This is a genomic window from Reichenbachiella sp. MSK19-1 (assembly GCF_003590315.1).
Classification (GTDB): Bacteria; Bacteroidota; Bacteroidia; order Cytophagales; family Cyclobacteriaceae; genus Reichenbachiella; species Reichenbachiella agariperforans.
The window spans coordinates 1,097,052-1,117,317 of the sequence record NZ_MIER01000002.1 but is presented as its reverse complement, the minus strand read 5'-3'; the positions used below and the strand labels follow the sequence as shown (position 1 = coordinate 1,117,317).

18 protein-coding genes are annotated in these 20,266 nt (G+C 43.3%); 11 read left to right on the top strand and 7 right to left on the bottom strand.

Annotation, left to right across the window (positions count from 1 at the left end):
• Positions 1-3: 3 nt before the first annotated feature.
• On the bottom strand, positions 4-1,176 hold the full coding sequence (locus tag BGP76_RS04695) for a C40 family peptidase (protein ID WP_221409844.1): 1,173 nt from the start codon (positions 1,174-1,176) through the stop codon (positions 4-6).
• A 110-nt stretch (positions 1,177-1,286) separates the two neighbouring features.
• Between BGP76_RS04695 and hisS the strand changes: the two genes are divergently transcribed.
• From hisS to BGP76_RS04675, 4 genes are read left to right on the top strand one after another with little or no spacing between them, the layout of a single operon-like run.
• Positions 1,287-2,663: a histidine--tRNA ligase gene (gene hisS, locus BGP76_RS04690; protein WP_119843782.1), complete on the top strand. Its 1,377-nt coding sequence runs from the start codon at positions 1,287-1,289 to the stop codon at positions 2,661-2,663.
• Between the two features lie 30 nt (positions 2,664-2,693).
• On the top strand, positions 2,694-4,634 hold the full coding sequence (locus tag BGP76_RS04685; protein ID WP_119843781.1) for a gliding motility-associated C-terminal domain-containing protein: 1,941 nt from the start codon (positions 2,694-2,696) through the stop codon (positions 4,632-4,634).
• Positions 4,635-4,645: 11 nt separating this feature from the next.
• Complete coding sequence (locus tag BGP76_RS04680; protein WP_119843780.1) at positions 4,646-4,984, top strand: YbaB/EbfC family nucleoid-associated protein; 339 nt, start codon at positions 4,646-4,648, stop codon at positions 4,982-4,984.
• Positions 4,977-5,978, top strand: coding sequence for a glycosyltransferase family 2 protein (locus tag BGP76_RS04675; RefSeq protein ID WP_119843779.1), 1,002 nt, complete (start codon positions 4,977-4,979; stop codon positions 5,976-5,978). The genes BGP76_RS04680 and BGP76_RS04675 overlap by 8 nt, the downstream gene beginning before the upstream one ends.
• 54 nt (positions 5,979-6,032) lie before the next feature.
• Here BGP76_RS04675 and BGP76_RS04670 read toward each other — a convergent pair whose 3' ends face one another.
• Positions 6,033-7,097, bottom strand: coding sequence for a hypothetical protein (locus tag BGP76_RS04670; RefSeq protein WP_147407373.1), 1,065 nt, complete (start codon positions 7,095-7,097; stop codon positions 6,033-6,035).
• A 191-nt stretch (positions 7,098-7,288) separates the two neighbouring features.
• Between BGP76_RS04670 and fbaA the strand changes: the two genes are divergently transcribed.
• From fbaA to BGP76_RS04640, 6 genes are all read left to right on the top strand, one after another.
• A complete protein-coding gene (gene fbaA, locus BGP76_RS04665) occupies positions 7,289-8,353 on the top strand; it encodes a class II fructose-bisphosphate aldolase (protein WP_119843777.1) in 1,065 nt (354 codons plus the stop codon).
• 179 nt (positions 8,354-8,532) lie between these two features.
• Positions 8,533-8,931 carry a DUF3127 domain-containing protein gene (locus BGP76_RS04660; RefSeq protein ID WP_073118872.1) on the top strand — a complete coding sequence of 133 codons (399 nt, stop codon included), beginning with the start codon at positions 8,533-8,535 and terminating at the stop codon, positions 8,929-8,931.
• Between the two features lie 300 nt (positions 8,932-9,231).
• On the top strand, positions 9,232-10,626 hold the full coding sequence (locus BGP76_RS04655; protein WP_073118873.1) for a lipopolysaccharide assembly protein LapB: 1,395 nt from the start codon (positions 9,232-9,234) through the stop codon (positions 10,624-10,626).
• Positions 10,627-10,740: 114 nt separating this feature from the next.
• The gene (locus BGP76_RS04650) at positions 10,741-11,511 is read left to right on the top strand and encodes a phosphosulfolactate synthase (protein WP_073118875.1); all 771 of its coding nucleotides are present in this window, start codon (positions 10,741-10,743) and stop codon (positions 11,509-11,511) included.
• 24 nt (positions 11,512-11,535) lie between these two features.
• The gene (locus tag BGP76_RS04645) at positions 11,536-12,486 is read left to right on the top strand and encodes a DUF368 domain-containing protein (protein ID WP_073118878.1); all 951 of its coding nucleotides are present in this window, start codon (positions 11,536-11,538) and stop codon (positions 12,484-12,486) included.
• Positions 12,486-13,226, top strand: a complete 741-nt coding sequence (locus BGP76_RS04640; RefSeq protein ID WP_073118880.1) for a shikimate dehydrogenase — start codon at positions 12,486-12,488, stop codon at positions 13,224-13,226. Before BGP76_RS04645 ends, BGP76_RS04640 begins: the two co-directional genes overlap by 1 nt.
• 67 nt (positions 13,227-13,293) lie before the next feature.
• Here the strand turns inward: BGP76_RS04640 and BGP76_RS04635 are convergent, their stop codons facing one another.
• The 3 genes from BGP76_RS04635 to BGP76_RS04625 all read right to left on the bottom strand — a co-directional run bounded on the left by BGP76_RS04635 (position 13,294) and on the right by BGP76_RS04625 (position 16,345).
• Complete coding sequence (locus BGP76_RS04635) at positions 13,294-13,641, bottom strand: TerB family tellurite resistance protein (protein WP_073118881.1); 348 nt, start codon at positions 13,639-13,641, stop codon at positions 13,294-13,296.
• A gap of 157 nt (positions 13,642-13,798) precedes the next feature.
• Positions 13,799-14,701 carry a histone deacetylase gene (locus BGP76_RS04630; protein WP_119843776.1) on the bottom strand — a complete coding sequence of 301 codons (903 nt, stop codon included), beginning with the start codon at positions 14,699-14,701 and terminating at the stop codon, positions 13,799-13,801.
• 117 nt (positions 14,702-14,818) lie between these two features.
• A complete protein-coding gene (locus tag BGP76_RS04625) occupies positions 14,819-16,345 on the bottom strand; it encodes a VCBS repeat-containing protein (RefSeq protein WP_119843775.1) in 1,527 nt (508 codons plus the stop codon).
• 209 nt (positions 16,346-16,554) lie between these two features.
• Here BGP76_RS04625 and BGP76_RS04620 point away from each other — a divergent pair, with 209 nt between their 5' ends.
• On the top strand, positions 16,555-18,042 hold the full coding sequence (locus BGP76_RS04620) for a vanadium-dependent haloperoxidase (RefSeq protein WP_119843774.1): 1,488 nt from the start codon (positions 16,555-16,557) through the stop codon (positions 18,040-18,042).
• Between the two features lie 125 nt (positions 18,043-18,167).
• Here BGP76_RS04620 and BGP76_RS04615 read toward each other — a convergent pair whose 3' ends face one another.
• Together BGP76_RS04615 and BGP76_RS04610 are read right to left on the bottom strand one after the other, a co-directional pair.
• Positions 18,168-18,614: a hypothetical protein gene (locus tag BGP76_RS04615; protein ID WP_119843773.1), complete on the bottom strand. Its 447-nt coding sequence runs from the start codon at positions 18,612-18,614 to the stop codon at positions 18,168-18,170.
• Positions 18,611-20,110 (bottom strand): hypothetical protein, encoded by a 1,500-nt coding sequence (locus BGP76_RS04610; RefSeq protein WP_119843772.1) that lies wholly within the window; start codon positions 20,108-20,110, stop codon positions 18,611-18,613. Before BGP76_RS04610 ends, BGP76_RS04615 begins: the two co-directional genes overlap by 4 nt.
• Positions 20,111-20,266 lie beyond the last annotated feature (156 nt).

Below are 20,266 nucleotides of genomic sequence, written 5' to 3'. Positions count from 1 at the left end.
TAATCAATACCACTTACTTATCCCACGCTCATTACCGAGGTATCTTCGGCTACCGAGATACCTGTTGGTATTAGACTCGTCATAGAACTCAGATGCTGGATCGACGGAGCTGACCCGAACATTTCGGGAGGCATGTACGAAAGTGCTATCTCCCATCCACAGCCCTACATGCGTCACACGCTGCTGGGTGGTATCGGTAGCTGCTCTACCAAAAAACATCAAGTCTCCCTTGGCTAGTCCTTCGAATTTCAATGCTGGATCGACTACCTCTCCTGCATGTATCTGCTGTGAAGCGTCTCTCGGGATCACATAGCCATTCATGAGATAGGCTGTTTTGGTAAATCCCGAACAATCGACTCCTTTGGTCGACGTGCCTCCCCACAGATAGGGTGTTCCTAACAGATCCAGCGCATAATCCACCACACCATCACCTGTAGCGGATACATTTTCCTTCCATGTCTTAAAATCCGTCACTTCTGACTGACGAACGTATCCCAATCTCCCATCAGGAAATGCCACCTCTACATGATCACCTGACTGTTGTCTAGCTACCAATCGATCACCGAGCACCACGTCTGAGACTATAGTAGACTCCTCTGCATCGGCATAGACATTGCCATAGTTGTGTAGATATATAACTTGGGGACTTTTGCTCCATCGAAGCTGCTCCGAGGCAGTCATGAGCTGAACGCCTCCATGATCTACCCAAGAGATATAGCCATCGGCCGTCTGTACCAGATACCACTCTCCGGTACGCTTCAGTACCTTGAGCGTCATCCCTAAGAGCGCCTGAGTCGCCAGCTCTGCCGAATGTCGTGCTTCGGAGCGGATATTACAGACCGAGTTGTTGACGAGCGCATAGGTCATCTCTCCCACCGAACTATCAGGCAGCGTGATCGCCTGATTATCCACACGAATCTCTTGCAGCAACAACTGCTCTTCTAGAACCTCCAACGCCGCAGGCAGATTGGTCTCTCCTATGATCTTCACCTGCCCCTTGTCGTACAGCAGTGAGATGTCATACACCGCCACACGTTTGTCGGGGGCGTATGTCACGCGAATACTGTCGTTGATTTCTTCTAATCTACCGATCTGTCTCCAACTGTCGGTATGACATCCTGACCAGACCAAGGTCAATAGTATGGCAATAGGCCATGTGGTTTTGAGTAGCTTCATAGCCGCTAAACTAAACAATTTGGGCATAAATAGGCAGGGCTTGAATATCTACACAAAACATTGGTTTCGAATCCTTGGGTTCTTAGTTTTGCTCAAATTTTAAAACATCAATGGCAGTACAAAAACCTTCGATCCCAAGAGGTACTAGAGATTTCGGACCCGCACAGATGGTCAAACGAAACTACATCTTCAACACCATCAAGGCAGTCTATCAGAAATACGGATTTGCCCAGTTGGAAACCCCGACGATGGAAAACCTATCGGTACTCACTGGCAAGTATGGCGATGAAGGCGACCAACTGCTATTCAAAGTACTCAACTCCGGAGACTATCTCTCCAAAACCACAGAAGCAGACTACCAGGCAGGCAGCAAACCCTTCCTAACCAAAGTCGCTGAAAAGGGACTCAGGTATGACCTCACGGTTCCTTTTGCACGCTATGTGGTCATGCACCGAAACGACATCTCGTTTCCTTTCAAGCGTTTTCAGATACAACCTGTCTGGAGAGCCGATCGCCCACAGAAAGGCCGATACCGTGAGTTCTATCAGTGTGACGCGGATGTCGTCGGTACGGACTCCTTGCTCTGCGAAGCGGAAATCATCATGATGATCAACGAAGTGTTCGAGGGATTGAAATTGAAAAACTTTACCATCAAGTTCAACAACCGAAAAGTGCTCACCGCCATCACCGAAGTAATCGGTGCACCAGGAAAAGAAACCGAATTTTGTGTCGCGATAGACAAGCTGGACAAAATCGGGAAAGAAAAAGTCATCGAAGAACTCGTAGCAGGTGGATTCTCAGCGGACAACCTCCAACAGCTCGACCCGATCTTTGATGGCAGCAAAACCATTGCAGAGAACTTGGTATTCCTCAAATCATACTTTGCCTCCAACGAGATCGGACAAAAGGGAATCCAAGAAATCGAAGAGATTCTCTCCTATCTAGACGCATACCCAATCAAAGATACGCATCTCGAACTAGATCTCACGCTGGCTCGTGGACTGTCCTACTACACGGGTAGTATCTTCGAAGTAAAAGCCAACGACGTAAAAATCGGCAGCATCTGCGGAGGTGGACGCTATGACAATCTCACTGGTGTATTTGGACTATCAGATATGTCAGGCGTAGGTATATCGTTTGGTGTGGATCGCATCTATGACGTACTCGAAGAACTCGATCTATACCCAGAAACCCACGCTTCTTCGCTACAGGTGATGATAGCTAATTTCGGTTCAGAGACTACTGCACCAGGCATCACACTCATGAATGCACTCAGAGCACTGGATATCAACACAGAGCTTTATCCTGACAATGCAAAGATGAAAAAGCAGATGACCTATGCCAACAACAAAGGCGTACCCTATGTCGTGGTAATCGGTTCGGAAGAAATCGCCAATGAAACCTACGCGCTAAAAAACATGGTCACAGGCGAACAAGAGTCACTCAAAATGGATGATCTTATTTCTAAAATCAAGAATAGTCACTAGATTGAGAATCGATCAAAAAGGCTGCTGCACTTGAACCATTCACAACACATCAAATCACTCATTAGTATACTCCTGCTTGGGTTTTGTACACTGACAGTACAGGCACAGCATACGAGTGTACAGGGTAGATTTTCGGTAGATTACACCCATGGATGCACTGGCTGGCAGGTCAACGTCACGATCAATGATCCAGCAGGTGAGTTCGAGAGCCCTACCTTTTGGTACACGGGTTTTGACGATAACGAACCTGCTAACCCTAGTACGAGTCACATCTACAACACGTCGGGAACGTACTACATAGCGATGCTCATCAACAATACCGACCCGCCTTATGAAGGCAATCAATTGGACTCTATCCTCGTAGAAGTACATGAGCCACATGAACCCACTTTCGTCATTCACAACTGTGACGAACACAAAGTCAGAGTAGAAATCACGGACGACTACTACGATAGCTACACGGTCAACTTCACGACTACAGACAGCGAGAGCGTAGCACCTAATTCGCTCTCTAACGAATATGACTATGGCACGCAAGGAGACTACCGCATAGACGTACAGGGTCAGTTCACAGACGGAGCACCCAACTGTACTGTCATCAACAGAGGTTTTACATCTATCGACCAAATCATCAATCCAGTCATCACATCACTAGAAACTCTCCAAAACGGCCGTACAGATGGCAGTTTACAAATGGCGCATACGCTAGGTGACAACTCGTTCTACTATCTATTTCAATCCATAGACGGTAGCGATGCGTTTGATTCGCTTAGCAATGCGAGTGGTGCAGAGACGCTAATCAACAGCATCAACACCACCAGTAGCTATAGCTGTTATCAGATCAATACTTATGACGCCTGCAACGACCTCATCCTACAGTCCAACATCCTTTGTTCCGTGGATTTCAATGTAGAATCTAGCGACGGTGGCAACCTGTTACTTTGGGATACCGACGAAACGCAAGCCACTCACTACAACCTCATCCGAAACAACAGTCTACTCACAGAAATCAACGACACTTCAATCAAGAACTTCACCGACACTGCAGTCATCTGCAAACAAGAATACGCCTACAACGTCCAAGCTGTTTTTGACCAAGGGTCATCCACAGCACTAGACACGGCCATATTCGCCTCTCAATCTGGCGAGCTTCCTCCGATCACCACCAATCCTAGCTCCACCATTTCTACAGACAATGAAGTTGTCCTCAACTGGACAGCACCTAACCCTGGAGAGATCCCGTTTCGCCGCTACATTGTTGAAAAAAACATCAACAACAGATACTGGCGCTATGTCGACGCTACCGAAGACACGACCTACACCGATGCTGAAGCGGATTTCATTGGTCTACACTCCTATCGCATCTCCTATGATGATGACTGTGGCAACACCGCAACCCCTTCTCCCTTTACGAACCCCATCATATTGACACAGACCAGCGCCAGAGGAAAAGTCGTGACTTATCAATGGAACAAATATGAAATCTGGGAACAAGGCATCCGAAATTACACCCTCGAACGTATCGATACCGCTGGCAGAGTATTAGAAGAGTTCCCAGTACTAAGTGGGAGAACCAAAGAAATCGAATTTGGCATCAATGATTTGGACGACAAATTCATCCGCATTCGCGCTGAATCTCTGGATGATGAAACGCTGTACTCCTACTCCAATGTGATAGAGACTCAACTGAAGACACAGATGTTTCTACCCAAAGCCTTCACTCCTGATGGTGACAACCTCAACGATCGATTCATCGCAGAGGGCCCTGCTGTTTTCAATTTCAGAATGGAAATCTACAACCGCTGGGGCAACAGAATATACGAGACGAGCGACTTGGTCAATGGCTGGGACGGAATGATCAACGGAGAGAAAGCCCGAGAAGGCACCTACGTGTACAAAATATACTATGAAGATGGAGCGGGAAAGCGATACGACCAAACGGGCTCACTCCTATTATTACGCCACGGATAAACAAAAAATCTATGTTTGACATGATGAAAATGATGGGCAAAGTCAAAGAGATGCAGTCTAAAATGAAAGAAGTACAAGCCGAACTCGCCCAAATAGAGGTAGAAGGCGAATCAGGTGCTGGTCTGGTCAAAGCACTCGTCAACGGACAAAAAAAACTCATCAAAGTAGACATAGATGAGTCCCTAGTCAATACCGCAGACAAAGAAGTCCTCCAAGACCTGATCGTAGCAGCAGTCAACAAAGCCACTGACGAAGCAGATATCAAAGCCAAGGAGTACATGAAAGAACATACAGAAGGACTCATGCCTAACATCCCTGGTTTCGATCTAGGCAACATGTTCAATGCATAAAACAGCAGTCGTCATACTCAATTACAACGGTGTAGACTTCCTCAGACAGTTTCTACCAGGCGTCATCGCCAACAGCCCGGATGCAGATGTGATCGTAGCAGACAATTGTTCGACCGACACTTCGCTAGACTACCTTCGTACTGAGTATCCTGAACTTCGCCTTATTGTTTTTGAAGAAAATTATGGTTTTACAGGTGGGTATAACCGAGCCATAGCACAGATCACTCATGAATACAGCGTACTGCTCAACTCTGACATAGAGGTCACTCCGAACTGGATCACCCCGATCATTACCTTTATGGATCAACATCCAGAAGTAGCCGCCTGTCAGCCCAAAATCAAAGCTTTTCACGACAAGGATAAATTTGAGTACGCAGGTGCAGCCGGAGGTTTCATAGACAGTCTAGGCTACCCCTATTGTAGAGGCCGAGTCTTTGACACCTTAGAGACAGATACTGGACAATACGACCAAACTATGGAAACCTTTTGGGCAACTGGTGCGGCGATGTTCGTCCGAACAGCCGATTACAAAAACATAGGAGGACTCGACGAGGAATTCTTTGCTCACATGGAAGAAATCGACCTATGCTGGAGACTACAACGCAGCGGACGAAAAGTCTACTGCATCCCTCAGAGTGTGGTCTATCATGTGGGTGGCGGTACACTTTCCAAAATCAACCCACGAAAAACCTACCTCAACTTCCGCAACAACCTCTCCATGATCCTCAAAAATGAAAGTCTGGACAATCTCATTTGGAAACTACCTGTGAGACTCAGTCTAGACTGGTTGTCAGCCATCAAGTTCTGGAAAGACGATTCCTTTGGTCATTTCCTAGCTGTACTCAAAGCACATAGAGACTTCTTTTGGCGCATACCTCTTAACCTAAAAAAGCGGAAGCAGGTTAAAAACAAGACACTCTCCATACAACCAAAGATACCTTTCGTTCCATTTCGATATTTCATCAAAAAACAACAGACATTTCAAGAGCTATAAAAAAAGGGTGAGCCACATGACTCACCCTTCGTAGTTCGATAATCCTAAGATCATTTAGATCACTTCTTCGGAAGTCTCTACCAGTATATCTTCGATTTCATCGAATACAGGTGCTAACAGGTCCAACAAGGATTCGGAAGTACCATCGCTGTACACTACGAAAATATCAATTTCTTCATCTGTGGTAATATCCAACTCCAAATCACCTACGAAACTACCCTCAGCATAGAGTTTAACGTCGATATAGTCATTGATCCTCTCTCCCTCAGCAGCTTCTATTCCTGCTAAATCAATATCCCCTTTGATTTCCACAGTTCTGTAACCTATCGCTCCATCTACTTTCGTTGCTTCTAGTTTCAAAGAAGATTTGAAATCAACTGACAAATCCACATACGTCAACACTTCATCGTCTTTTGCAATAGATACGCTCACGCTAGAACTTTTCTCAGCACTATCGTCTACATCTACTTTATAAGTGAAAGGCTTCAAAAACAAGTCTAAGCTAATCTTGTTTGCAGCGAGTACTTGGCCATACTCTATTTCTAAATCTACAGACGCGACTACTTCATTGTCTATTTTCAAAGCAGCATCGATAGCTGATAACTCTTCCTCGCTCTGCTGAAGATCGTACACAAACAAACTTGCATTGTTGGTCGTAGATCCTTCCGCTGGGAATCTAAACTCAATAAAATCTACCGTCTCGTCCTCTATTTCGAAATAGCCCTCCGTATCATTCCATACATATATACCTAAGCTCTCTTCGAAAGAAAAGTCCTCCTCTTCCTCAGGTGACACATCTTTCAGTCTACGTGCCTTTGGAGCAAATGCTTTACCCAGTCCTTTTATATCACTGATCATTGCAGTCACATCGACTGGTGACTGCCCCTGACGCATAAATTCAACTGACTCATCGGTTTCTAATAAAAAATCCGCCATGCTCATGACTGCTTCTACTCCTTCTGATTCCACCATATCAATCACATCACTCTCCATGTCCTGCGACATATTCGTGATCACTGCTTGTGCTTCTTCTTGGGTCAGGTCTCCACTTTTTTCTTCTTCCGTACAGGCAGATGCTATCAATAATACTGCTACTAAGGGATACAAAAACTTCTTCATTTCTATTCTTTTTTAAGGTTGATAAGGTTATACTTTTAATTCAATTTAATACCACATCACCTATAGGCTATGGCATTCGGTTTATTAACTCCCCAAGTATATTGATATTGCCCTCGGATCACTTATATATCTTCAGACAAATACATATATTTGCCAGCCATTACCCATATCAAACACTAATATTATTAATTATGAAATTTAAGCCAGGGGTACTTACCGGAGACGAGGTTACCGAATTATTGAAGTATGCGAATGAGAACAATTTTGCATTGCCAGCAGCCAACGTAATTGGTAGCAGCTCGATCAATGCAGTATTGGAAACCGCAAGAGATCTAGAATCTCCAGTGATGGTACAGTTCTCAAATGGAGGCGCCGCCTTCAATGCAGGAAAAGGATTATCTAACGACGGCCAAAAAGCAGCGATCGCAGGTGCGGTAGCTGGTGCTCACCATGTCCACATGATGGCTGAAGCATACGGTGTGACTGTCATCTTGAACACAGATCACTGTGCCAAGAAATTATTGCCATGGATCGACGGTATGTTAGATGCAGGAGAAGAGTTTTATGCTAAAACAGGCAAGTCTCTTTTCAGTTCGCACATGATCGATTTGTCTGAAGAGCCTATCGAAGAAAACATCGAAACATGTAAAAAGTACCTAGAAAGAATGTCTAAAATGGGCATGACGCTAGAGATTGAATTGGGTATCACAGGTGGTGAAGAAGATGGTGTAGACAACTCTGACGTAGATGAGTCTAAACTATACACACAACCAGAAGAAGTAGCGTATGCATACGAAGAGCTTGGTAAAGTGAGTGATAAATTCACTATTGCTGCAGCATTTGGTAACGTGCATGGAGTATACAAACCTGGTAACGTCAAGTTGACACCAAAAATCTTGAAAAATTCTCAAGACTTCATTCAAAAGAAATACGGAACAGGTGAAAACCCAGTAAACTTCGTATTCCACGGTGGATCAGGGTCATCTAGAGAAGAAATCAGAGAAGCGATTTCTTATGGCGCGATCAAAATGAATATTGATACAGATCTACAGTGGTCATACTGGGATGGTATCAGAAAATACTACGAAAACAAGAAAGACTACTTGCAAGGACAAATTGGTAACCCAGAGGGAGCCGATGCGCCGAACAAGAAAGCTTACGATCCAAGAGTTTGGACTAGAGCTGCCGAGCAGTCTATGGTGTCTAGACTTAAAAGTGCTTTCGAAGATCTAAACAACGTAGGTACTAACAAATAATAGTACCTTACGAAGACACGAAAAGGGGACTCATTCGAGCCCCCTTTTTTATTCCCTAAACCATAAGTGGGTTTTATCTTCTGTTCGCAATAATTCTTCAATGAAAGGCAAAAAGCTCTTGCGAGTTCAGAGGCTAATCATCATCTTTGCCACCCATTTTTCAATTCAAATCATTATCCATGGAAATCAAAGCAAAACTTTTAGAGAAATACGATACAGCCACTTTCGGAGCGAGTGGATTCAAGAAAAGAGAATTTGTAGTAGAATATGCTGAGAACCCGCAATACCCTGAATTTGTCAAATTTGAATTGATTCAAGACAAATGTGAGCAACTCGATGCATTCAACATCGGACAAGAACTCAATGTAGCCTTTAATCTAAAAGGTAGAAAATGGACTAATCCTCAAGGTCAAGTAGTGTACTTCAACTCTCTACAAGCATGGAGAATCTCTGCAGCCAATGACGTATCTGGCGGCAACCCAGCTCCACAAGCAGGTAACGGTGCCTCAGAATCACTTGCAGAACCAGAATGGCTCAATAACAGCAATGATTCCAATGCTGACGACCTACCGTTCTAATTAGATATTGACCACCATTGCCTAAACACTAGGCAATGGTTACACACTCAGTTATACTCTATCACATGCATTACCCTGAATAGAAAAAATAGACTTTTTTTCTAACATTGTATAGTCACATCTAATCCTCTCATTTTCTTACAATTACTACCCAAACGCTATAGTGAGTATTCAATAATCTACTTGGTCTACTCCCACCGTATCATTCCATAATTGGCATTTTATATCTATATTCAAAACTGATCATTGAAAGTATTGATTTTAAAAAACAGCTATCTTTGTAGCCTAATTATTTAGTAGATGGAAGAAAACTTCAAAAAACGCAATGAAGATAAGGATCTCATCAAGAGATACGAACTGCATAAGGAGAACAAGGAAGCGTTTTACTTTTCGACCGATGAATACGAACAAATCGTTCATCATTATATAGAGCACTCTAAGTTCAGGAAAGCACTCAAAGCACTCAGTTTTGCAATGGATCAACATCCATACGCTGCTGAATTCATGATCCTCAAAGCCCAAACCTATTCGAGCCTAGAGGAGTACGGATTAGCCATCAAACTACTGGATGATGCTTCTAATCTCAACCCTGGCGATGGCGACATCCACCTGATTAAAGGCAACGTACAGATCATGCAGGGCAAGCATGAAGAGGCTCTCGAGAGTTTCCATACTGCACTACAATACACCCAAGAAAAAGATGAAATTCACTTTTCGATCGGACTGGCCTATCAAAATATCTCAGACTTCAAAAGTGCTATCAAGTACTTTAAGATGTCCTTAGAAGAAAACCTAAACAATGAATCTGCGCTCTACGAACTAGCATACTGTCTAGATGTACTGGGAGAACTAGACACAAGTGTCACCTACTACAAGGAATTCATAGACAAAGACCCCTATTCGGAATATGCGTGGTACAACCTCGGTATTATCTATAATAAGTTAGAAAAATACGAAGAGTCCATCAACGCATACGAATACTGTATCGCCATCGATGACAAATACAGTTCGGCATACTACAACATGGGCAACTCGTTCATGATGCTGAAAAAAAACGAGCAGGCGCTAGATGCATTCAAAACGACTATCGAGCTAGAAGGACCTACGCCTGAAATCTATTTCAGTATCGGATCTGTCTATGAAAACATGGAACAGTATGATCTAGCAATCCGCTACTATCGCAAAGCAACTAAACTAGATCAGTTCTATGACGAGGCATGGTACTGCACAGGTATTTGTCTCGGACATCAAGACAAATGGTATGAGGCAGTACATTTTTTCAACAAAGCACTCAAACTAGGCATAGAAAATCCCGACTACTGGACAGCTCTTGCCAAGGCAGAGTTCAAAGTCGGTAATACTATATCCAGTATTGACGCCTATGACGAGGCTAGTCAACTAAGTCCTAACAACCCAGACATCTGGAAAGACTGGTCTAAAATCTACTTTGAACAAGGAGATATGGAGCGCGCGATAGGTGTGATTACAGATGGGATTAATGAAATCCCTGATGATGCTTCACTCTATTACTTGTGTGTCGTATACTATATCGAAAGTGGCAAATACAAAACAGCATTTAACTTCCTAGAAAAAGGCTTGTACCTCGACTATGAAGGACACACCTTGCTTTATGATTACTTTCCCAACCTAGAGACTCAAAAAGCACTGTACAAAATAATCCAACAGTATAAATAACAGATTAGCACCCACTGAAATCATTCGTACTTTCGCTTTGCTTCTATGAGAGAAATCAATTTATTTGCAAGTCGAAAAGAGACCAGTGAGTATAGGAATTTTTGAATTATTTGAATGAATTACAACATAGAGAATCTACCAAGTAGAACAGTAAAACCAAGAGAACAAGGATTTACAATGGTCATGGACAAAGGGCTGAGCTCTCGTCAAGCCGAAGACATGATCGAAACCTCTGGGGATCATATTGATATAGTAAAACTAGGTTGGGCAACTTCATACGTCACTTCTAACCTGGACAAGAAATTAGCAGTCTACCGTGAAGCTGGCATCCCAGTCTATCTGGGAGGAACGTTATTCGAAGCGTTCATCATGAGAAATCAATTTGACGAATACCGTAGAGTATTAGACAAATACAACTTGAGCCATGCTGAAGTATCTGATGGATCACTGGTCATGGATCATGACAAAAAATGTGAATACATCAGAACACTCACAGATCAAGTCACTGTCCTATCTGAAGTAGGATCCAAAGATGCCGAAGAAATCATTCCTCCATACAAATGGATAGAATTGATGCAGAAAGAACTAGACGCAGGAGCATGGAAAGTAATCGGAGAGGCTCGCGAAGGTGGGAATGTTGGGCTATTTCGCTCCACTGGAGAAGTGAGATCTGGATTGGTTCAGGAAATTTTGACAAAAATCCCGATGGAAAAAGTACTTTGGGAAGCGCCACAAAAAGAACAGCAAGTATGGTTCATCAAGCTCCTCGGATCTAATGTTAATTTGGGTAATATCGCTCCTAACGAGGTGATCCCATTAGAAACCATCCGATTAGGTTTGAGGGGTGACACATTTGATCACTTCTTGAAAGCTGAAAGCAAATAAGCTACTACTGTAGCAAGCCCATACATGAAATCACTGAAAGACTATTTACTACTTTTCCTCAAAGGTATAGGAATGGGTAGTGCAGACGTAGTACCAGGCGTATCTGGCGGTACGATTGCATTTATTACAGGGATATACGAAGAGCTATTGGCTTCCATTAGCTCTTTTGATATCACGGCGTTCAAACTACTCGCTCAATTCAAACTCAAAGCATTCTGGCAACATATCAATGGTGCCTTTTTGTTTCCTTTGTTGTTAGGAATATTAGTTAGTGTATTCACCTTAGCTAAGGTGATTTCTCACGTATTAGAAATATACCCAATACAGTTGTGGTCATTTTTCTTTGGTCTTGTAATCATTTCATCTATTTCAGTAGCCAAAGAAATCACTAAATGGAATATAGGGGTGCTATTATCATGCTTAGCAGGTATTGCAATAGCTTTCTTCATCACTATTGTGACACCAGCCACCACACCAAACGGGCTATGGTTTATATTTATCAGTGGTGCAATTGCAATATGTGCCATGATTTTACCTGGTATTTCCGGCAGTTTTATACTACTTATTTTAGGTAAATACACCTATATATTCAAAGCGCTCAATGAATTTGATATAACTATAATTCTTGTATTTGCAATAGGATGTATCACTGGGCTTTTTTCTTTTTCCAGAGCCATTTCATGGTTTCTAAAGAAGTTCCACAACTATGCCATCGCCCTTTTAGCAGGCTTTATGATTGGATCTCTGAACAAGATATGGCCTTGGAAAAAAGCCATTCGATTCGAATGGATCAAAGGTGAACAAGTCCCTGTGTTGGAGCAAAACATCCTGCCTACCCAGTATCTATCTGAGACTGGACATCAACCAATGATTATCCAAGCTATTCTCTTTGGTACACTGGGCTTTATGATTGTCATCGTGATCGAAAAAATAGCCCTCATTGTCAAATCCAACGCTTCCAAAAAACAGTCTTAATGAAACTATTCGGTCTAATCGGGAAAACGCTTCATTATTCCTTTTCCAAAAACTACTTCACTGAAAAGTACCAAAAAGAAAACATTCCCAATTGCGAATACGAACTTTTCGAATTGGAGCAAATCAATGAATTTCCTAAGCTACTTGCTCAGCATACCGGTACGCTATCTGGGCTCAATGTTACAATCCCATATAAGCTAGAGGTCATGCAGTACCTGGACGAAATAGATAGTCATGCAGCGGCCATACAAGCAGTCAATACGATTAAGTTCATGCCTGATGGCAAACTAAAAGGATACAACACCGACTATTACGGGTTCAAATCTTCTATTGAGGATTGGGACTTAAAGGGCAAAAAAGCACTCGTGCTCGGCACAGGTGGCGCATCCAAGGCGATTAAGAAAGCACTGGAAGATTTGAATATTCCATACCTCATGGTTTCACGTACGGCCAGCACGGACTGTATATCGTACGACCAACTATCGGAAACACCAGAAACCCTAAAAGAGCATCACCTCATCATCAATACTACACCACTAGGCACCTATCCAGATGTAAGTGACAAGGCCAACCTCCCCTACCAGTCCTTGACACCCGAACATCGGTTATTCGATCTGGTCTACAACCCTGAAACCACAGCCTTTATGCAAGAAGGACTCAATGCAGGTGCTCTAGTAAAAAACGGCTATAAAATGCTAGTCGGTCAGGCCGAGAAAGCTTGGGAGATTTGGAATCAGTAAACCTTCTGATTTATATTGAAACAGTAAGAGTGTCCTCAAAAATGGCAGAAACAGTGAATACAACTGCTTAATTCAATAATCGTTTTCTAAATCGATCTATAAAAGTTTTTTCTTCATTCACGATCCCACCGTGTGCTTCTGCCACCTCATCAAGTAAGTCGAGGAATTGTTCGTAGTGCTCCCGCACGTCATAGCGATCAAAGACCTCCATGGCTTCTTCGAATACCTCATCGGCATCTGTGTCCATCTCACGCTCTACAACAAAGGACAACTCCAACTCCTGTGCCCAAGTGTGGTCATCTATTACTTTACGGATCACGGCGAGTTCTTCATCTTGAACTATACCGTCACTTTTCGCTACGGCATATAGAATTTTCCCAAATGTATCTAGGAGTTCTGTGGGCAATTGGATCATAAATGGCTGCTTTGTGTCATGAGTAAATATAACAGGATTCTTAAAACGACTGAACTAGTCCATAGATGATTTTACCACTGTCTTTGATTCCTTCTTTTATGACTTAGAATAAGACAATTTTGATAAAGCAATAGATCTAACGTGAGTTAAACTCGGGTTAAAAGAAAATTTCCTCGGCAGCCTTAAAAGTATTGGCATGAGCTGCCACGATATCTGACAAACGATGCGAATATCCTCCACCCATTGCTACTGCTACAGGCACGCCAAACTCACAACACTGCTCGAACACGAACTCATCTCGCCTGCGACATCCCTCACGACTCATTGCCAGTCTCCCTAACTTATCCGTAGCGATCACATCTACACCACTCAAATAAAAGATCATCTGAGGACTGACGGTTCGGATCAAATCTGGCAAAACATCCTCTAGTACACGCAGGTAAGCCTCATCATCGGTCTGGTCTGGCAAACCTATATCAAGATCAGATCTTTCCTTTTGGAGTGGGTAGTTGTGCTCACAATGTATGCTAAAAGTAAACACCCGTGACTCATGCTCAAATATTTTGGCTGTCCCATTGCCTTGATGAACATCCAAATCTACGATTAGAATTTGATCCACTGCACCGGTATGTAGTAGCTCGTTAGAAGCGATGGCAATATCGTTGAAGATGCAAAAACCTTCTCCTCTATCGGCATAGGCATGATGTGTTCCTCCAGCGATATTGAGAGAGACCCCTTCTTGCATTGCGTGATAGGCACATTGTAGGGTTCCATGCGCGATATGCCTGCCCCGCTCTACTAAACTGGGGTGAAACGGAAACCCCGTATTACGTATCTCCTTTTTACTTAGCGTCCCTGTTTTCAGTTTGTGCCAATAGTCGACAGTATGCGTTCTGAGGATCTGTTCTTCAGTCAGTCTCTTGGGATGGAAAAAATCCCTTTGGGTTAGCGTCCCTTCATAGAGCAACTGCTGTGGCAGCAAGTCATATTTCTCCATCGGGAAACGATGTCCCTCGGGCAATTGATCATAGCGATATATAGGACTAAATGCGACTTTCATTTTTAAAGTTTCGTCAGACCTGCAAATCAACAGAAAAAGAAAGTGAAAAATCACTAAATCACCCCTTGTGCAAAACGCACGCACGGCAACCTCAACTATTAGGTTCTCAAATCTATATCATCTCACCAATTGATTTTCTAACACCATCAGGTCGACACGGTTGGCATTCCAGGTTTCGCTCAAGCTATCTGGCACATACACAAACGAATAAGTAAATGAACCCAAGATCAAATCTTCATCTCCATCCTGATCTACGTCTCCCGCATCCATGACAAGCCATCGACCTGTATCAGCTTGCGTAAAAGTCTGGGCTTCAAAAACAAACTGATCTGAATTTTGATTCTCTAGATACACAAATGACTGCAAAGGCGTAGTAGCGTAATCTGGAAACGTTGCTACCACTGCCATATCCATATCTCCATCTTGATCAAAGTCTCTAACAGTCACCCGTGTGGCACCATGAATCGGCCTAAAGTATGCTTCTGAAAATTGGTTATGCCCATCGTTGAGAAAGACCCTCACACCATGATAGGGCTTGAGCACTACGGAGTAATCAGCATTGTCTCCATTGACAGTGATGATGTCCTGATCGCCATCGCCATCATAGTCTACCATTTCAAACCAACTGCTACCATACACCGGACTAAAACCAATCACCTGTTCCCTACGGAAACTAAGTCTTTCCTCTTGATACAAGATAAAAACACCCTCTCTCCCCTGTGACGCCATGAAAACCAAATCCTCTAATCCATCACCGTTCATATCCTCAGCCACTACCCGAACCACTCCCGGCATGGCGTATAATGTTTCTTTTTGGTATCCCGTATCTCCTTTTGTGAGCATCGAGAGTTCTCCTGTCAAGTGACCAAATTCACTGATTATGATTTCATCCTGACCATCTTGATCGAGATCTCGGATCAAAGTATGTACAGGTCTATGCAATCCATCAGCAATTACTTTGTGCTGGCCATCCACTATGCTATAGACTTGCCCAGACTTCAACTCGGATGGATTCAAAATCCCTATCAGCGTCGCATACTGACGAGCTGAATCTACCTGATACGCCGTGACTGCATTTCCAAAACTGCTAGTCTTAACGGTAGTTCTGCTCGGATAATCATAGGTCACTAGTTGCCCAGACAGGTTGGCTGTCATGATTTTTCCTTGTTGCTCATCGAAGGCCAAAAAAGCAGTAAAAGCACCACCCGAATCATCCAGTGCAATCGGCTCTGGCACAAACTGTCCCAGAGTTGCCTCTATTTCATCACTGGTCGCAGGCAAAGAAACAGGCGCTAAGCTTATGATATACTCCTTGAGCTCCGACCATTCCTCGACAGACAACATAGGCTGACTTGGATAGTGACCTGTTTTCATCACAGCCTCCATCTGTCGAAAAGACAAACCCTGATATGGGCTGTAAGTGCTATCTCGCATCCCCATCTTCGCCCCCATCTCAGGCAGCACATTGTCTCTCCAGATGTGCTTTGGGAGATCGTCTATCGATGGCAGTGCATGACACGAGCCACAGTAGGTAACATACTGGTTGGCGAATTTTTCTGATTGAGAAAACTGGCAGGAAGAGACAAAAAATAGAACAACCGCAACGGGTATAGCTCCGACCAACAAGCTTGAAATTCTAGACATGTGATAGTTTCAAATAAGTGGATAAGAAGCACCAAGTTAAGCGCAACTGATGTGTTTTCCAATCCCATCAAGTGAGCGGTTTCCTTAAATAATTTCTATCCTTCCAAACCCATAATTCATCAACTATTTGCTCCCATTCGTCATCTATTGAAATAAGCTTAAAGATTAATAAATAGTATTGTTCAACAGAAAGACTAAAACACGAATACATGAACAAACTAATACTCCCCATCATCGTCGCATTACTCGTGATCGCAGGCTGCCAGCACTCCACCGAAAAATCGATCGTAGAAGAACCCCGAGGCGCGGACAACATCGCCTACCAGTGGGGCAAAATAGCACTAGAGGCTACTGCCAATGATACCGACATGTTCAAACCACGTCCTACGATCACCAGTCGTTTTCTAGGGCTGATTTTCACATCCATGTTCGATGCATGGACACGCTATGATCAAAAAGCCACTCCCGTCTACCTCACAGGTGTAGAACGTCGACCTATGGACGAGTTAACTTTAGAAAACAAAGAAATCGCCATTAGCTATGCTGCCTACCGGGCCATGTCGGAGTACTACTACTCTGACTCGACCATGTATCGTAACTTTATGACATCCATGGGACTAGACCCTAATGATGAGTCCCTAGACCCCAGCACACCCGTAGGCATTGGAAACCTAGCGGCCAAAGCAGTAATAGCTGCTCGCCATAACGACGGTTCTAACCAATACGGAGAACAGTCAGGAGCATCCAAACAACCCTACTACGACTACACCGAGTATCAGCCCATCAATACCGTAGACAACAACGTGGAACTCAACAGATGGCAGCCCAAGTACTTCTCTGACAAGGAAGGTAAGAAATTTGCTCCGGGCTGTCTGACACCCTACTGGCAATTGGTAAAGCCTCTGATGCTTGATTCTGCCAGTCAATTTAGACCAGGGCCTCCTCCTATGGTTGGCTCTGAGCAGCTAGCCGCTGAAGTCAAAGAGGTCGTAGACCTACAAGCCAACCTCACCGACGAAAACCGTGCCTTGGTAGAGTTCATGCGTGACGGTCCCAAATCCGTGCAGCAGGCAGGGCACTGGTTGCTCTTTGCGCAGCAAGTCTCCATCCGTGACCAACACACGTTGGATGACGATATCAAGATGTACTTTTATGTGGAATCAGTAGCCATGGATGGTTTCATCGCATGTTGGGATTCAAAAATGTACTATGATTTCGCAAGACCTTTCGCACTGGTACACGACTACTACCAAGACGAAACCATCAAAGCATGGGGAGGACCAGAAGTTGGAATGACCGAAATGAAAGGCCAAGAATGGAGACCTTACTCACCGAACAGCTTCTTATGTCCTCCATTCCCAAGCTACGTATCTGGGCACAGTACCATCAGTGGTGGATGTGCAGAGGCATTGCGTTTATTCACAGGCAGTGATGAATTTGGTTCGTCAGTAGATTTGGTTCCTGGCATCATGACCGAGCCCGACAATCTTGGCGACACAGTCACGCTTCATTTCCCCACCTTTACCAAAGCAGGCGAAATGGCTGGCATCTCCCGTGTCATGGGAGGCTACCACATCCAAGCAGACAACATCGAAGGGCTCAATCTCGGCAGAAACATCGCCCGTGACATCTACAAAAAATTCCAAATCTTGATCGGAGAAGGAAAGCCTGAAACCCTAGCTAACAGCGAAATATAATCCCCACAATCACACCTAATCTTAGATAAAAACTGTCTTTGTCTTAATATGTGATATTGTATATCAAAGCAAAGTCAGTTTTTTAATGTCCATTATTAATAATCAAATGATTCTGTAATCTTACCTCAATCGATCGGCACAGCATTTTGATAGTCCTCCTCACCAATCGTGTAGGTGTAGACGGAAACCCCATCTTCCTTTGAAGTGACATACCCATAACACCCCTTAACAGGGTCTCCCTGTACAGCTCGATCTTCTCTACAGTTCAAATCACTTATCCCTTCTCCTTTCAAGACTTTTGATTGAGAGAATGTGATTTCCCCATAAACCATACTACCATCCCATCCCAAATAACACCTACGCACATTTCCTGATTCACACTCACCACTAATATTTAACGTATCTCGTGCGGCAATATCATATTGAAAATGCTCCGTACTGTTGTAAACATCAAGTTGTAAAGGATAATCAGTATCATTGACAATCCGGCGCACTGCATCATAATCTATGTCATTGGCTGCATCACATGCCACTACAACTAAACTTATCAATATTAAAATCAAATTTCTCATTTGTTATCTTCTTTTATATCGTTATAAAAACCCACCAATTTGTCCAAATGTCTTTCTGTAGTATTCGCATAGTTATCCTTCAAAAAATCCTTGACCCCATCCAGTTTTGTCTTGTTGTCCAAGGCGCGATGTATGTTCCATATCGAATAACCCTCCACGTCATCGTCTGCAAAATCATCGGAATCATGATCGTCTCTCTGGTTCGAATCATCGATCATATCGATAAAAACAGGGGTATATTTCCAAGAATCATCACCACCATCTTCAATATCAATTCTATTTTGATCATCTAAATGATTAACTTCTTCTGGATAATAAGGTCTAGTAAAATAATATTCTATCATCGTAGCCCAACTCTCTCCTACTATCCCAATGCTCAGGATGACATTGATCGGTGACTTGAGGTGATGGCTCACATGCCCTAGCTCGTGCATTACTAGAGAAAACAAATCATCGGTCTCATATCTGGCATTAGATTTAAACCTAGTATACAAAACCACATCGTTTCGTTTGAGCAATGCAATCGCGGGTTCATAGTGTCTAGCTACTCCTAATGCATTTGACCGACCCTTTTTCAATTTAGCCCTGAGTTTCACCTTTTGATCTGCCACAGGCAACTTCACATTGTATCGTTTAGCCTGCGTGACATAGCCATCTATGGCATTCATCACGGTGGCTCTTGTCCATGACTCTTCTTCCGAATATTTGATTCTACGGTACCACGTTCTAGATTTACTATTCTTTTTATGCACCGTCCTAATACCCAAGGAATTGGTAACAGCAAACCCACCCCGTTCATACAACAGCGTGTAATTCACACTGTATCTAAACCGTCTCGAGATTTTGAAATCACCATTGGCATCTGTCCAGTCATACCCCCATTTAAACCCTCGGTACGCACGTACTTTGGTATGTTTCAACGCAACCTCTCTAGTGGTAGAGGTATTGCGGTCAGTAGTAACCTCATCAATAGTGATTCTCCCCTTTGGGTTGAACCGTCCCATCACCCGAGCATTTTCTCTTTCTTCTTCTAGATTGCCCGTGATACGCAACGCTTCGTCCTCAAGCATCTCTAATACTCCCAAATTGAGACGTGCAGAACTCTCGTCTCCTGAGAGAGGATCATTTTCATCTTCTGTCAAGAAAAGCTCAGCAAGCACCTCATACTTAAAGGGTCTAAATTTATGATCTGTTTGTACAATTTCATAATCCAATGGAAAATCAAAAAACTCCATGGTGGTATCAGATACTAAGGCTTGATAATCCAAAGAGTCCTTTGGTAAAAATCGAACATATAAATGCGTAGCATGAATATCAATATCTTCTAAAAGCCTACTATTTACCTTCAGGTTTTCATACGCCTTAATCATATTCTCTACCGAATACGCATTTTCCTTTTGTTTACCCAGTCGCATCATTGCACCTTCTTCTGATGTGAGTACGTGTTTCGCAGGCGCTTTGACTGGACTAACCTGCTCCTGTTCACACCCTACCAACCAAGAAATAATAGAGAAAAAAATTAAATAGCGAGTAAATTGGTTGATTCGTTTTGGTTGATTCGTTTTGGTTGATTCGTTTTGGTTGATTCGTTTTGGTTGATTCGTTTTGGTTAATCATTTTTTAAAATTTAAATGTACGTTCTCAAATGCTAC